Origin of the sequence: Sphingomonas sediminicola, assembly GCF_014489515.1 — a bacterium.
Classification (GTDB): Bacteria; Pseudomonadota; Alphaproteobacteria; order Sphingomonadales; family Sphingomonadaceae; genus Sphingomicrobium; species Sphingomicrobium sediminicola.
In genome coordinates, this window is the sequence record NZ_CP060782.1 from 726,540 (window position 1) to 740,069 (window position 13,530).

At 62.8% G+C, this 13,530-nt stretch carries 13 protein-coding genes and 1 pseudogene; 5 read left to right on the top strand and 9 right to left on the bottom strand.

The genetic code is table 11. From position 1 onward, the window contains the following. The first annotated feature begins 69 nt into the window (after nucleotides 1–69). Nucleotides 70–348, top strand: coding sequence for an antibiotic biosynthesis monooxygenase (locus H9L14_RS03980; protein ID WP_187709312.1), 279 nt, complete (start codon nucleotides 70–72; stop codon nucleotides 346–348). 5 nt (nucleotides 349–353) lie between these two features. Then, nucleotides 354–1,016 (top strand): glutathione S-transferase family protein, encoded by a 663-nt coding sequence (locus tag H9L14_RS03985; RefSeq protein WP_281389479.1) that lies wholly within the window; start codon nucleotides 354–356, stop codon nucleotides 1,014–1,016. A gap of 67 nt (nucleotides 1,017–1,083) precedes the next feature. Here the strand turns inward: H9L14_RS03985 and H9L14_RS03990 are convergent, their stop codons facing one another. The 3 genes from H9L14_RS03990 to H9L14_RS04000 form a co-directional block, all read right to left on the bottom strand. Further along, nucleotides 1,084–1,422, bottom strand: a complete 339-nt coding sequence (locus tag H9L14_RS03990) for a hypothetical protein (protein ID WP_187709314.1) — start codon at nucleotides 1,420–1,422, stop codon at nucleotides 1,084–1,086. A 539-nt stretch (nucleotides 1,423–1,961) separates the two neighbouring features. Beyond that, nucleotides 1,962–2,606, bottom strand: coding sequence for a hypothetical protein (locus H9L14_RS03995; RefSeq protein ID WP_187709315.1), 645 nt, complete (start codon nucleotides 2,604–2,606; stop codon nucleotides 1,962–1,964). Between the two features lie 201 nt (nucleotides 2,607–2,807). Next, nucleotides 2,808–3,014, bottom strand: a complete 207-nt coding sequence (locus H9L14_RS04000; protein ID WP_187709316.1) for a cold-shock protein — start codon at nucleotides 3,012–3,014, stop codon at nucleotides 2,808–2,810. Between the two features lie 354 nt (nucleotides 3,015–3,368). On the opposite strand from H9L14_RS04000, the gene H9L14_RS04005 reads away from it, so the two are divergent. Then, the gene (locus H9L14_RS04005) at nucleotides 3,369–3,575 is read left to right on the top strand and encodes a cold-shock protein (RefSeq protein ID WP_187709317.1); all 207 of its coding nucleotides are present in this window, start codon (nucleotides 3,369–3,371) and stop codon (nucleotides 3,573–3,575) included. Nucleotides 3,576–3,629: 54 nt separating this feature from the next. Here H9L14_RS04005 and H9L14_RS04010 read toward each other — a convergent pair whose 3' ends face one another. Continuing rightward, nucleotides 3,630–4,082: a YybH family protein gene (locus tag H9L14_RS04010; protein WP_187709318.1), complete on the bottom strand. Its 453-nt coding sequence runs from the start codon at nucleotides 4,080–4,082 to the stop codon at nucleotides 3,630–3,632. A 325-nt stretch (nucleotides 4,083–4,407) separates the two neighbouring features. Further along, nucleotides 4,408–7,392: an excinuclease ABC subunit UvrA gene (gene uvrA / locus H9L14_RS04015; protein WP_187709319.1), complete on the bottom strand. Its 2,985-nt coding sequence runs from the start codon at nucleotides 7,390–7,392 to the stop codon at nucleotides 4,408–4,410. A 196-nt stretch (nucleotides 7,393–7,588) separates the two neighbouring features. Between uvrA and H9L14_RS04020 the strand changes: the two genes are divergently transcribed. Next, nucleotides 7,589–9,649, top strand: coding sequence for a M13 family metallopeptidase (locus H9L14_RS04020; protein ID WP_246444426.1), 2,061 nt, complete (start codon nucleotides 7,589–7,591; stop codon nucleotides 9,647–9,649). Nucleotides 9,650–9,726: 77 nt separating this feature from the next. On the opposite strand, the gene H9L14_RS04025 is transcribed toward H9L14_RS04020, so the two are convergent. After that, nucleotides 9,727–10,728: a phytanoyl-CoA dioxygenase family protein gene (locus tag H9L14_RS04025; protein WP_187709320.1), complete on the bottom strand. Its 1,002-nt coding sequence runs from the start codon at nucleotides 10,726–10,728 to the stop codon at nucleotides 9,727–9,729. Between the two features lie 155 nt (nucleotides 10,729–10,883). Between H9L14_RS04025 and H9L14_RS04030 the strand changes: the two genes are divergently transcribed. After that, the gene (locus H9L14_RS04030; protein WP_187709321.1) at nucleotides 10,884–11,174 is read left to right on the top strand and encodes a hypothetical protein; all 291 of its coding nucleotides are present in this window, start codon (nucleotides 10,884–10,886) and stop codon (nucleotides 11,172–11,174) included. A 6-nt stretch (nucleotides 11,175–11,180) separates the two neighbouring features. Here H9L14_RS04030 and H9L14_RS14950 read toward each other — a convergent pair whose 3' ends face one another. The 3 genes and pseudogenes from H9L14_RS14950 to H9L14_RS04040 all read right to left on the bottom strand — a co-directional run bounded on the left by H9L14_RS14950 (nucleotide 11,181) and on the right by H9L14_RS04040 (nucleotide 13,494). Then, a complete protein-coding gene (locus H9L14_RS14950) occupies nucleotides 11,181–11,849 on the bottom strand; it encodes a surface lipoprotein assembly modifier (RefSeq protein ID WP_222949913.1) in 669 nt (222 codons plus the stop codon). A 367-nt stretch (nucleotides 11,850–12,216) separates the two neighbouring features. Beyond that, nucleotides 12,217–12,402 (bottom strand): annotated as a pseudogene (locus tag H9L14_RS17295) (surface lipoprotein assembly modifier); the annotation flags it as partial. Nucleotides 12,403–12,501: 99 nt separating this feature from the next. Continuing rightward, nucleotides 12,502–13,494 (bottom strand): HupA family protein, encoded by a 993-nt coding sequence (locus tag H9L14_RS04040; RefSeq protein WP_187709323.1) that lies wholly within the window; start codon nucleotides 13,492–13,494, stop codon nucleotides 12,502–12,504. Between the last annotated feature and the right edge of the window lie 36 nt (nucleotides 13,495–13,530).

The window sequence follows — 13,530 nt, forward strand, 5'->3', positions numbered from 1 at the left end:
GTCGTCTTTCGCGAGGGTGCGCAGAGGTCTATTAAGCGCGGCGCTGACCTCATCGAAAGGGGGTGCGCAATGACCGCATTCAACACGGTTCGATTCAACCTGAAGCCCGGGCGCGAGCAGGAGTTCCTGGATGCGCATCAAAAGGCCGACCGCAACTGGCCGGGCCTGAGGCACGCCAACCTCATCAAGACCGGCGACCAGAGCTACTGCATCATCGGCGAATGGGACGACATGGACAGCCTCGCCAATGCGCGGCCGTTCATGCTGCAGACGCTGGAGACGTTCCGCGACACGCTGGAGGGTGACACCGACCCGGTTTCAGGGCCGGTCGTGCTCGAAGTGAAGTAGCCCGCCTGACGCGGGTTAAATTCTACGACTGGAAGTACTCGCCCTTCTGCATGAAGGTGCGGGCGATCCTCGATTACAAAGGCGTGCCGTACGAGCGCGTGACCCCGCTCGGCTCGACGATGCTGAAGCTTCGGCGACGGGGGAAGACGGGCAAGGTGCCGGCCGTCGAGATCGACGGGGAGTTGATCGTCGATTCCACAGACATCGCCTATGCTCTCGACGAGCGCTTTCCGGACCCGCCGCTGCTGCCGACGGACGCGCGCGAGCGCGGGCTTTGCCATGCGCTGGAGGATTGGGCGGACGAGAGTCTCTATTTTATCGGGCTTTATTATCGGTGGTTCGAGGCGGAGGGACGCAAGGCGATCCCGGCTGCGTTCGGCCAGTCCTTGTCGGGGCGAGCCCTCTATTGGTTCTACCAGCGGCGGATCCTCGGGCAGGTGCGAGGGCAGGGCACACTCCGCAAATCGCCGCAGCATGTCCGCAGGGACCTCGAGCGGCACCTGGATGCGATCGAGGGGATGCTGGCGGCACGACCGTATTTGTTGGGCGACCGGCCGTATCTTTGCGACTTCGCGCTTTGGGGGCAGCTCAATTATCTGAACCGGACGCCGGTCGGCGGACAGGCGATCAGGCCCGACAGACGATTGGGTCGTACATCGTGCAGATGAAGCCGGCGGCCGAATAAAGAAGCCCGGCCGGATCGCGCCGGCCGGGCCCTTCGGGAGAAGAAGTGTATTATTTCTTCTGCTTCAGTTTCTGGCGATTGACGATGTCCGCAAGCGCCTTCGAGCCGCTCTTGGCGGTGCAGGTCGCATCGCCGTTCTTGCGCTGCTCGGCGAGTGCGGCGACGGAAAGGTCGCAGACGTTTGCGGCGACGCTGATCGGCGCCTGTACGGTGACAGGAACGCTGAGGTTGTTCAGCGCCGCGATCTGAGTGTCGTTGAGGAAATTGTTGAGCAAGGTCACGTCCTGAACGGTGACGTTGACGAGGCCCTGCGAGTTGCCAACCTGGCCGACTGCCGGAGCGGAAAGGGTCGCCGCGGCAATCGCGGCGGCAAAAATCATCTTACGCATGTTCAACTCCTGTCTGGGCAAAGAACAGACGCGGACGGTCCCGCGCTTCTGCCCACCTCAATTCCGAGGTGTGCGAGGTTGAACGGCCAAGTACTTGATTGTTTTCGTCTTTGCGGTGGGTTGAGGCATCGTTGAGGCATGCCGCAACCGGCACAAATCTATCGCTTCCTCTCAAGGCGAATAACCAGGCGCGACTGAGCCCAGAGCTCGCAGGGGTGCCCGTCGACCATGTTTTTCGCAGCCTCGATCGCTGTCTTGTCATCCTCCGCGGCGATCCACTCCGCGGACGAGACTTTCCCCACCCCATCGAGGCAATAAAGCCTGTAGGTTCCCACTGTTCTAAACCTTCGTATCCGTGCCGCCGAAGCGACGTTTCGGATGGCCAACGAGCCGTTACGCAGACGGTTTGACCGGTTGCGACGAGCCGTTGCGAGGAGTCGCCGATTGGCGGATTTATTGGATTTCTTTCGGGTCCGGACATGCAAACGGCCCGGCCGGATCGCTCCGGCCGGGCCGCATGTTTTACGCGTTACAGGCGGTTAACCGCGGTAGGTGTTGGCGCGGCGGATTCGAACTTCGCTGACGGCGCCGCGATAGTCGACGTTGCAGCGGAAGCTCAGGTCGCCGGTCGCTGCGTAGCCCTGGTTGTGATAGCCGTACGCCTGGCCATTGGGCGGATAGGATCCGCCGTTGCTGTCGATCAGGCCGGAGACGCGGAGGCCACTGCGGCGGCGCTCAACGTTGGTGATCGCGGTGACGCGCATGTTCATGCCGTAGCCCTGGTTGTAACCGCGATTGTTGTTGTAGCCGTAGGCGTTGCCATAGGGCTGGCCGTAGCCATTCTGCGGGCGATACTGCGCGTTGGCCTGGGTCATTGCTGCGCTCGCGCATTGCTGAACCGCGGTGCGGTCGCTCACGTTGTAGCGATTGCCGAGCAGCTGGCCGATGATCGCGCCGAGACCGCCCTGGTTCTGGTTCTGGTAGCCATATCCATAGGCCTGCTGACCATAACCCTGCTGATAGCTCTGTTCGGGGGGATAATATCCGTAGCCCGGCTGGCCGGGAGCTGGCTGCGGGTAGGCAGGCTGCTGCTGGGGATAGCCGTAGGGGTAGGGCGTCTGCGCCATCGCCGGAGCCGCAAGGCCGCCAATCACCGCAGTTGCGGTCAAGAGTTTCGTGAACATTGTCATGGAAAAATTCCTCGTCTCGCCCAGGAAATGCCGGCGAGTTCAAATAAAGAACGAACATCGGCACGAAGAGATGCATGAACCTAAAACAACAAAGCCCGGACAGCGGCGAGGACTAAAGTCACTCAGCAGCTGCCCGGGCTCGGCCCCTTGCGAGCAAGAACGCGGGCGGGGAATACTTCCCCCGCCTCTGACCGATTAGACCGTCTGTAGATTCAACGCACAGGGAGCGTTGTTATTGGTGCCCGTCTCATAAGAGAGACGCTGGCCAACCGTCGGGAGACGATCCTTTTCCCAGCCAATCGCGCTCTTTTCGAACGGGATGATGTCGCTTCCCACTTCCGGCTTGATTTCGCCGTGGCCCTTGATGGTGTCGAACGACTTTACGGTGCCAAATAGCTTCATGCTGAGTTCCTTTGTGGGCACACGCCAAAATTGGCGCGGTGCCTGCTAGGAGACGTTAAAGAGGGAGGAAGGTGCGACTTAGCGCCAAAAACCGTCGATTGCGACTGGTAGCCACACGTAAATGGACTTCTATTCGGCAAATGACAAGTGGCAATCCCAAAATAAATTCAAGCAAACTCGCAATATAATTCATCCATGTTCGTTCAGAGATAACTAGTAAATCTGTACGAGATGCCTTATATCATCCTCGTAATCTGTTGATAAGTACGCATCCAAATGATTGGATAAGCTGTCTTGTCCTTCAGACCACGGGACGTTCAATCGGGAATGTTTCGGCAATCAGGACATTTTCCCATGAAATATTTTGGAACCGTCAAGTCGTTTGACGAGAAAACCGGTCACGGCTTCATCATTCCCGAAACCGGTGGCGAGGCTCTCCGGTTCGCGCAAGGCACGGGGTCCTGGACCCACGTAGCTCCGCCGCGGGCAGGCCAGCGCCTGTCGTACGATGTGCACCACACCAACGGTATGCCCAACGCCGTAAACCTCGCTACGATCTGAGCCGCGCTGCGACGCGTCCGGAAGCGAAACTGACCGAAGCTCACCTCCCGGGATTTACTCCCGTGCCGGGCGGTCTCTCACGAGCATTTCGTGGAGCATGCGCCACTGGCCGTCGGCTTCCTTCCGCCAGATCATGACGCCGCGATACCAGGTCGGCTGGTCGTTGCCGGCGGCGTAGCGGGCGCGGATCTGGACGTAGGCGAGGTTGCCCTGGATTTCGGTGCGGATGGGCTTGATCGCGGTGTCGTGAAGCGGGCCGAGCGTGCGCGCGACCTCCGTGAGCTCGGCGCGGCCGGTGACCGGCGCTCCATCACCTTCCTGGAACACGGCGTCCTTCGTATAGTCGCCGACCCAGGCCATCGGGTCATTGCCCTGGAGATGGGCAATCAGCCTCGCTTCGGCCGCGCGAAGCTCTGCCGTCGCTGAGGGCGCAGCGGGCGCTTCTTCCTTTGCCGGTGAGCAGGACGTGGCCGCAGCCAGCGCGACAAGCGCGATCATGAGCTTCATCGTCTCCTTCCCCTGACACGAAATGCCGAGCGCAGGCGAGCGCTTTTGCCGTAGCAGATGCGAACCAGTGCGTAGAGCCATTGAACGCCGGTCGGCATGCGAGCGAACAGTCTAAACCAAGCAGCGAGGGGCGTCAGGAAGCGAAGCTGGTCTGAAGCTCACCACGATTTGGTTTACAAACCAGTCCGAGACCTCACCAGTGAAGAGCGGCGCAAAGTCGCATTTACGGCCGCACAAGCTTGGGGCGCCGATACCATATTCGATGACTTGGTTCGTGCACTGACGACCAATGACAACTCTGCATTCGACTAACTGGCAGCGGTTCTCACTTCGCCGCAATCAAATCCGGCTGATCCTCATCCGCTAACGCCTTCGCCGTCTTCCGCTTCGTCTTCTTCGGCGCGCTCTCAACCACTTCTGGCTTCACGCTCGCGCGTTCCAATAGCGGCTTCAAATACTGGCCCGTGAATGAGTTCGCGCTCGCGGCGATCGCTTCCGGCGTTCCCTCAACCACAATCTTCCCGCCATTCACGCCTCCGCCAGGGCCAAGGTCGATCACGTGGTCGGCGGTCTTGATGACGTCGAGGTTGTGCTCGATCACGACGACTGTGTTGCCGGTCTCGACCAGGCGGTGGAGCACCTCCAGAAGCTTACGCACGTCCTCGAAATGCAGGCCGGTGGTGGGCTCGTCGAGGATGTAGAGCGTCTTGCCGGTGGCCCGCCGCGACAATTCCTTCGACAGCTTCACGCGCTGCGCCTCGCCGCCGGACAAGGTCGTCGCCTGCTGCCCGACCTTGATGTAGCCGAGGCCGACTTCCTGAAGCATGCGCATCTTGTCGCGGATGCCGGGGACGGCCTTGAAGAATTCGACCGCATCCTCGACCGTCATGTCGAGGACGTCGGCGATCGACTTGCCCTTGAACTTCACCTCCAGCGTCTCGCGGTTGTAGCGGGCGCCGTGGCAGACGTCGCAGGTGACGTAGACGTCGGGCAGGAAGTGCATCTCGATTTTCAGCAGGCCGTCGCCGGTGCATTTCTCGCAGCGGCCGCCCTTGACGTTGAAGCTGAAGCGGCCGGGCTTGTAGCCGCGCGCCTGGCTTTCCGGCAGACCGGCGAACCAGTCGCGGATCTGGGTGAAGGCGCCGGTGTAGGTCGCCGGGTTGGACCGCGGGGTGCGGCCGATCGGCGACTGGTCGATGTCGATGACCTTGTCGAGGTTGGCGAGGCCGTCGATGCCGTCGCACGGGCCGCAGACGATGCGCGCACCGTTCAGAACGCGGGCGGCGCCGGCGTAGAGCGTGTCGATGGTCAGCGAGGACTTGCCCGAGCCGCTGACGCCGGTGACGCAGGTGAAGGTGCCGAGCGGGAACTTCGCTGTCACGTCCTGGAGGTTGTTGGCGCGGGCGCCCTTCACGGTGACGAACTTGCCGGTGCCCTTGAGGCGCTTCTTCGGGAGCGGGATTTCGCGGCGGCCGCTCAAATAGTCGGCGGTGATGCTGGTGGTGCAGGCGAGAAGCTCTTCGAGCGTTCCCTGGCAGACGATTTGGCCGCCATGGACTCCGGCGCCCGGGCCCATGTCGATGACATGGTCGGCGTGGCGGATCGCGTCCTCGTCATGCTCGACGACAAGCACGGTGTTGCCGAGGCCGCGAAGGCGCTTCAGCGTTTCGAGGAGGCGGTCGTTGTCCTTCTGGTGAAGGCCGATCGATGGTTCATCGAGGACGTAGAGGACGCCCGAGAGGCCGGACCCGATCTGCGACGCGAGGCGGATGCGCTGGCTCTCGCCGCCTGAGAGCGTGCCCGACGTGCGGTCGAGGTGGAGATAGTCGAGGCCGACATTGTGGAGGAAGCCGAGGCGCGCGTTGATCTCCTTCAGAATAACGTGCGCGATTTCCCGCTGGACTGGGCTGAGCTTGTCCTCGAGGCTGCCAAACCAGGCGAAAGCGTCGGCAACGGAGCGGCGTGAGGAGAGGGAGATGTCCTCGCCGGCGATCTTCACGCTGAGCGCCTCGGGCTTGAGGCGGGCGCCTTGGCAGACCTCGCACGGGCGGCTGGCCTGGTAGCGGCTGAGCTCCTCGCGCATCCAGGTGGATTCGGTCTGCAGCATCCGGCGATTGAGGTTGCCGATGACGCCTTCGAACGGCTTCTTCACCTCGTAGGACTTGCGGCCGTCGACGAAGCGGAGGGTGACGGCGCGGCCCTTGGTGCCGTGGAGAATGACGTCCTGCGCCTCCTCCGGAAGCTGGCCCCAGGGCGTTTCGAGGTCGAAGTCGTAGGCGCGTGCGAGCGAGCTCAGCACCTGCATGTAATAGGGCGAGGGCGGATTAGACTTTGCCCAGGGGACGACCGCGCCCTTCTTGATCGAGAGCGCGTGGTTGGGGACGACGAGGTCCTCGTCGAAGATCAGCTTCTCGCCGAGGCCGTCGCAGGCGGGGCAGGCGCCCTGCGGTGCGTTGAAGCTGAACAGGCGCGGCTCGATCTCGGCGATGGTGAAGCCGCTGACCGGGCAGGCGAACTTCTCGGAAAAGAGGATGCGGCCGGGGGCGCCGTAGTCGAGCTTCATGCCCGACTGCTGCTCGGGCTCGGCCGGCGGGTCGGCCGGGTCGAGATAGGCAAGGCCCTCGGCGAGCTTCAGCGCGGTCTCGAAGCTGTCGGCGAGGCGCGGCTCGATGCCTTCGCGGACGACGATGCGGTCGACGACGATTTCGATGTCGTGCTTGTACTTCTTGTCGAGCGCCGGCGCGTCCTCGATGTCGTGGAACTCACCGTCGATGCGGACGCGGGTGAAGCCCGCCTTCTGCCATTCGGCGAGCTCCTTGCGGTACTCGCCCTTGCGGCCGCGGACGACGGGCGCGAGCAAGTAATGGCGGCTGCCGTGGGGCAGCGACATCACGCGATCGACCATCTGGCTGACCTGCTGCGCCTCGATCGGGAGGCCGGTCGCCGGCGAATAGGGAATGCCAACGCGCGCCCAGAGCAAGCGCATGTAGTCGTAGATCTCGGTGACCGTTGCGACCGTCGAGCGCGGGTTGCGCGACGTCGTCTTTTGCTCGATCGAAATGGCGGGCGACAGGCCGTCAATATGCTCGACGTCCGGCTTCTGCATCATCTCCAGGAACTGGCGGGCGTATGCCGATAGGGACTCGACGTAACGACGCTGGCCTTCGGCGTAAATGGTGTCGAACGCGAGCGAGGATTTGCCCGAGCCGGAGAGGCCGGTGATGACCGTCAGGCTCTCGCGCGGGATGTCCACGTCGACTGCCTTCAGATTGTGCTCCCGCGCGCCGCGGACGGAAATATGGGTCAGCATCAGCCGGTTTTCGTTCCGTTTATGTTCTGGTTAAACGAGCCACCGCTGATGGTCAACGCGGCTTATCCGAATGTGGGTGCGGCGGATGGATTCCGCAACTCATCGACGCCAGCCGCACCTTTGTCGACGGCGGGTGGCGGCTCCGCGCTCGAGTGGAGAACTAGCTCCAATCAAATCAAGCGTTTGGGGGCAAGTCATGATTCTCCGTTCTTCTCGCCGTGCGCCGCGTCTTTGCGCGATGCTGCTCGCGTGCAGCGCCGTCGGAGCGGTTTCCGCGTCGGCTCAACCGCCGGCATCCGCCGTATCCACAACCGAAATGGCAGGATCGGCGCGCGTTCACTTCGGCACTTGGGGCGTCGACCTCTCGACCCGCGATCTCTCGGTGAAGCCGGGCGACGACTTCCAGCGCTACGCCGCGGGCAAGTGGATGGACGAGACCGACATTCCTGCCGACAAGTCGTCGAACAGCATCGGCTCCGAGATGAGCGATCGCAACCAGGAGCAGCTGCGCGAGATCGTCATGGGCGCCCCAGCCGACAGCCAGCTCGGCGCCTTTTACAAGAGCTACATGAACGAGGCGCTGCTCGAGCAACTCGACATGAAGCCTCTGCAGACCGACCTCGCCCGCGTTGACGCGATCCAGAACAAGGATCAGTTCCGAAGCTTCATGGCGTCGACGGTCAAGGACTTCGGATCGACCTTGTTCACCCTGCAGGTCATCCCGGATCTCGACAATCCAACGATCAACATCCTCGCCGTTGGAACGTCCGGAATGGGCCTGCCGGACCGCGATTATTATCTGCTGGACAAGTACAAGCCGCAGCGCGACGCCTATCGCGCTTACATCGAGCGGACTCTCGGCCTGGTCGGCACGGCCGATACGTCCGCCAAGGCCGACCAGATCATGGCCTTCGAGACGGAAATAGCGAAGTTTTCGTGGAGCCAGGCCGATCTTCGCGACATCGACAAGCTGAACAACCCGATGACCCCGGCTCAGCTGGCTGCGTACGCGCCGGGGATCGACTGGAACCGGTATTTGACCGAGTCCGAGACGATGGCGCCGAAGATCCTCGTCGCCGACAACACCGCGATCAAGGCGCTGGCAGCCCTCTACGCGAAGACTCCGCTTGAGACGCTCAAGACCTGGCAGCGCTTCAAGGTTGCGAGCCAGGCCGCGCCCTATCTCTCCAAGAGGTTCGTCGACAGCAATTTCGAGTTCTCGAAGGTGCTGACCGGCGCGAAGGAGCTTCGGCCACGCTGGCGCCGCGGCATCGACCAGGTCGACGGCCGCCTCGGCGAGCTTCTCGGCCAGACCTATGTCGAGCGGTATTTCCCGGCGCAGTCGAAGGCGATGATGGAGCAGCTCGTCCAGAACCTGAAGCTGGCTGCCGCCGAGCGCATCAAGGCCAACAGCTGGATGGAGGAGTCGACCAAGCAGGCGGCGCTGAAAAAGCTGGCCAAGATGGACGTGATGGTCGGTTATCCCGAGAAATTCCGAGACTATTCGAAGCTCGAAATGCGGCCCGACGACCTTTACGGCAACGTGAAGCGTAGCTCAGCATTTGAGTGGGAGTATCAGCTCGCGGACCTCGGCAAGCCGGTCGACCGGAAGAAGTGGGCCATGAGCCCCGCGACCGTTAATGCCTATAACGGCGGGCTCGAGAACAAGATCGTCTTCCCGGCCGGAATCCTCCAGCCGCCGCTGTTCGATCCGACGGCGGACGCCGCCGTCAACTACGGCGCCATCGGCTCGGTGATCGGTCACGAGATCATGCATGGCTTCGACGACCAAGGCCGCAAGATCGACGAGAATGGCGCGGTCCGGGACTGGTGGACGAAAGCGGATGCCGAGCGGTTCAAGGCGCTCACGACGGAGCTGGGTAAGCAATACGCCTCTTACGAAGCGGCTCCTGGCGTCTTCATCAACGGCGACCTGACGATGGGCGAGAACATCGGCGACATGTCGGGGCTGGAAGTCGCGCACCTGGCGTACAAGATGTCGCTGAACGGCAGGGAGCCGCCGGTTATCGACGGCCTCACCGGTGACCAGCGCTTTTTCCTGGCATACGCGCAGGGATGGCGCGGCGAACAACGCGACGAGTCAATCAAGACGCAAGTCGCGTCCGATCCGCACAGCCCGCGGCGATATCGCATCATCGGGCCGTTGCGGAACCTCGACGCCTGGTACGCGGCATTCGGTATCGGGCCGGATTCAAAGTTTTACATCGCCCCGGACAAGCGCGTCCGGATCTGGTGATCGGCAGCTCGTTCCCCGACTGCCGAGGGGAGTGCGCGGTCGAGCATCGTCGGCCGCGCGCTTCCTTTTCCTTTAGGCTATAGAGGCCAACGACCTGCGGACTGCCAGTGCTGCTTCGCCCAGCCGCGCCGGTCCATCCAATCCACGATCTTCTGCAACCACTCGGCGCGGCGCATGGCGATCGGCTTCCATGAAAGCAGGTCCAGCCCCGTCCACGGGAGGAATGGTGAACGCCTGCTGTATGCCCAGATCTCGATACGCAGGGTAGGCCGGTCCGACGAGGCGCGTGCGTGGAATCCGCAGGTATCGACCGCCACCAAGGTGTTCGCGGGGACGCTGAAATGCGTCGGCTGGGGAAGTCCGAGCTCAGGCAGTTCTTCTGGCGAAATTCGGAACGATCCGCGTTGCGAAAGACGATCGCCGGTCTTCAGGACCTCGACGCTTTTTCGGTGTTCCCATGAGATCCGCTCGTCCGAGAGGCGGTGCGAGCCCGCGACGTAGGTCAACGGGCGTCCGTCCTCCGGCACGTCGGTGAGGAATATCCAGGCTTTGAGCGAGGGCTGGAACGTGTCTGAATGCAGCTGAAGCTGCGGGTCCGGCGGGCCGTCGGAAACGCCCCCGGCAATCGCCTGGAGATAGTAAAGCGGCGTGCTTCGGGTGCTCGCCACGTAGGCCATAAGGCCCTTCCAATTCGCGCTGTCCAGGACAGCGGCGAGGCCTGGCAGGCGGCGCAAAACGCGCGGCCCGATCGGGATGCGCGTAGTGACAGTGTCGCCCTGCTGCTGGCTGCGGCATTCCAGCCTGGGATCGAGCAATTCCGTCTGAATTTCCTCGAGCAGGCGAGGCGGAAGGAAGTCGCGCACGACGACGAAACCGTTTCGGTCGAACTGTTCCTTCCAGTCGGCCGGAAGGCGTTGGGCGAGGCGCGCACGGCGCGAGCGGGCCAGAGCATGCGCCAGCTTGAGACGCCAAACATGCAGTCCGGAGGCATTCAGTCGCTGCGAACCGAGGATCGGATTGTCCGCGAAGCTCTTTGCCCGGTGAGCAAAGCCAGGACCCAGAACGGCGCACGCCACCATTGAGATCCGGCTCGCGCGGGAGGTGCGGGTAGTGCGACGACTTTGATCGGGCCCATCGCTTCCTTAGGAAGTGATCCAGCATCCGATTCTAATTGTTCTGGTAATATTCGGGCCGAACTGAACACTGTACCGATCTGAGTTCGAGTATTTGAGGAATGATCGATCATATAATCGTCGCGATCCTGATCCAACTCATTGTGAGATTTATTTCAGGAAGTTGGACCGCTGGCACCGCAGCGGCATTCACCTGGTTCCTTTCGAGGGAGATCGCCCAAGCGGAGTATCGCTGGATCGAGCAGTTCGGCGGAGGGCTGCGCGCGAACATGCCTTGGTGGGGCGGGCTCGATTTACGCGTTTGGCAGAAGCCCGATCCATGGCTCGACTGGATCGTGCCGACCGGCGTTTGCGTTGCAGTCGCGGTCGCGGCGCGCAGGATCAAGCGATAGGGTCGGCTAGAACGGACGAACCACTCCGAACTCCGTCCGAGTGCGCTTGAAATCGTGAAATTCGATCGTGCTGTGATTCCGTTCGATCACCAGCCGCGTGACCGGAGCGAAGCCGGCGAAGGTAAACTGGCGCAGGGTCGCGCCCAGACTCAACCGATAGTAACGGTCGCTGCGCTTATCGGGGAAGAGCGCGAGGCGATCGTCTGCCCGAAGCCGGCCGAAATCCACTCCTGCCGTAAATGTCGTTCGGCCAATGTCGCGCCACGCCATCACGCCCGCTCGCCAGCCGCGCGTGGAGTATGCGGGGTCCCTCGCAACCTCCCGGTCGGCGGACAAACTGAGCGCGGCGCCCATGGACGCGGACAAGGCGCGTTCGAATGCGATCTCGCCCGAGAAGCGCTTGCCGTCCTGCAGATCGTTCTGCTGATTGTTGTTGAGCGTCGCGCTCGCTCCGATCCGCAACTGGCTTCGACCATCTACCGGTAGGGTCCAGGTTCCCTTCACCCGTGCGGAGCGGAGATACGGGTCCTGCCCGAACCATCGCTGGGTAGCGCCAAGCTCCAGCTGGACGCGGCTTCGGCCGGCAAGGAACTCGGGCCCGGCCGCCACGTCGAGCGCAATGTCGTTGAATTCCGACTTCTTGTAGAGGTCTGCGAACCCGCTCGCGCGAACCAATATGCTTGATCCCTCGCCGAGGCCGAACCGGCGGTAGGCTTGCCCCGTAGCGCGAGTCCGAGTCCGGACTTGGCTTTGCTGTCGTCATCGATCTCGAAGTCGCCGAGAACTGTCCCGAGCGTGTCCGACCGGGTTGACCGACTGATGTTGCTGTCGGGAGCAATCGTGATCTCGAGGCTTGCGCCCATCGGGCGAGCGCTGCGCAGAGCATCCGAATATCGGTCGACGAGACGAGCGACCCTCGATGGCAGCCCTGATGCCTGAGCCGAGCGTAGTTCGCGCCAGGCAGCGTCCTTGTCCCCATTAGGTCGAGCGCGCGCGCGAGTTCCAGCCGCGCGCCGATGGCGTCCGGGCGCTCGTCCAGGAGCGTCCGGAACAGGGTTGCCGCGCTTTCCAACTGCCCAGCCTTGGCCAGCAATTTGGCGTGCCGGAACAGGGCCTCGGCGCGGACCTGCTTGTTCGGATCGTGCGCGAGCGCTTCGTATGCTGCCTCCGCAACGCGAATGTCTCCCCGTTCCTGCGCCGCATCCGCCAGCGAAAAGACCTGTTCCATGTTGAGCCGGATCGTGCGCGGGGCCCCGGCCGGAGCCGCTGGCGCTGCCAAGGCCGCGACCGCACCGGCGAGTTCAAGCCAGGGTTCCACGGGCAGGCCTCAATTGCCCCGCTTGGCGATCCAGGCGCCGAAGGCCTGGTGGGTCTGGCCGTCCGGGGTAACGGACTCGCCGCCCCTGTCGAACACGAACGGCAACGCCCAGGCGCCGATCGTCTCCTCGGCAGACGGACCCGTGAATCTTCCGAGGAAGAAGTTCTGGCCAAGGGCATTGGTGTCGAATCTGCCCGAATATGTCGTGCTTCCCGCGGAATAGACCGTGTCCCGGAACGCCCAGGTCCCGATCTCCACGGGATTCATGCCGTCGGGTAGCGAGAGGGTCATCGAACCGCCGAGAGTCCCCGCACCGAAGTTGAAGTTCAGCTCGACGGTCCCGTCTACGTTGAGCGGGAAATAGCCGCCGTAAAGATTGTCGGCGACCATGATGTCCGTGCTACCTGCGGAATAGCCTTGAAAGGTTGCAGAGCCCGTCGTTGGGACGGCGCCTTCGGGGGTCGGGATGCCGAACGCGACGTAACCCCAGCGCGAGGCCGCGGACGAGCCCCAGCTTCCGAGCTCAGAATAAGTGAAGCCCCGATCCCTCGCGCTCGTAGTTACCAGGAACGCGAGGTTCATCGCGACGTCTTGCGGCTGGAAGTAATTGTTGTCCGACGTCGGGCCGACGATGCCCTTGTAGTGGACAAGTTGGTCCCAGCCGGCGCCCGGAAGCTCGATCTCGTAATAGCCGCCCGCGTTGTACCGGATGTGCGCCTGGTCGCCGTCGTTGGTCGAGATCGGTCCGAACGTCGCGGTCTTGCTGTCGTAGGTGTCGAGGTTGCCGCCCGGGCCAGCGACCGAGGCTCCGACCGACGCATATTCGATTGGCGCTGGGTTGGCGAAGATCCTGACCGGCGGCGGTGTTGGTGGAGGCGGAGGCGGAGGCGGTGGGGTAGGCGTGGACGCAACACTCGTTCCGCCACCACCGCTGCCTCCGCACGCCGACAAGGCGAGTCCCGCGGCTGCTGCGAACATCCAGCGATTTGACCTGCTCGTCATCACTGCCCCTTTTGGCGATCCACGCGCCGATCGCCT

What these genes read in the sequence shown, in the direction of transcription:
- H9L14_RS04000 (WP_187709316.1), bottom strand. Translation starts at nt 3,014, where the DNA reads ATGAAGCTATTTGGCACCGTAAAGTCGTTCGACACCATCAAGGGCCAC.
- H9L14_RS04020 (WP_246444426.1), top strand. Translation starts at nt 7,589, where the DNA reads ATGATTCTCCGTTCTTCTCGCCGTGCGCCGCGTCTTTGCGCGATGCTG.
- uvrA (WP_187709319.1), bottom strand. Translation starts at nt 7,392, where the DNA reads ATGCTGACCCATATTTCCGTCCGCGGCGCGCGGGAGCACAATCTGAAG.
- H9L14_RS03980 (WP_187709312.1), top strand. Translation starts at nt 70, where the DNA reads ATGACCGCATTCAACACGGTTCGATTCAACCTGAAGCCCGGGCGCGAG.
- H9L14_RS04025 (WP_187709320.1), bottom strand. Translation starts at nt 10,728, where the DNA reads ATGGTGGCGTGCGCCGTTCTGGGTCCTGGCTTTGCTCACCGGGCAAAG.
- H9L14_RS04030 (WP_187709321.1), top strand. Translation starts at nt 10,884, where the DNA reads ATGATCGATCATATAATCGTCGCGATCCTGATCCAACTCATTGTGAGA.
- H9L14_RS04005 (WP_187709317.1), top strand. Translation starts at nt 3,369, where the DNA reads ATGAAATATTTTGGAACCGTCAAGTCGTTTGACGAGAAAACCGGTCAC.
- H9L14_RS03990 (WP_187709314.1), bottom strand. Translation starts at nt 1,422, where the DNA reads ATGCGTAAGATGATTTTTGCCGCCGCGATTGCCGCGGCGACCCTTTCC.
- H9L14_RS03995 (WP_187709315.1), bottom strand. Translation starts at nt 2,606, where the DNA reads ATGTTCACGAAACTCTTGACCGCAACTGCGGTGATTGGCGGCCTTGCG.
- H9L14_RS04010 (WP_187709318.1), bottom strand. Translation starts at nt 4,082, where the DNA reads ATGAAGCTCATGATCGCGCTTGTCGCGCTGGCTGCGGCCACGTCCTGC.
- H9L14_RS04040 (WP_187709323.1), bottom strand. Translation starts at nt 13,494, where the DNA reads ATGACGAGCAGGTCAAATCGCTGGATGTTCGCAGCAGCCGCGGGACTC.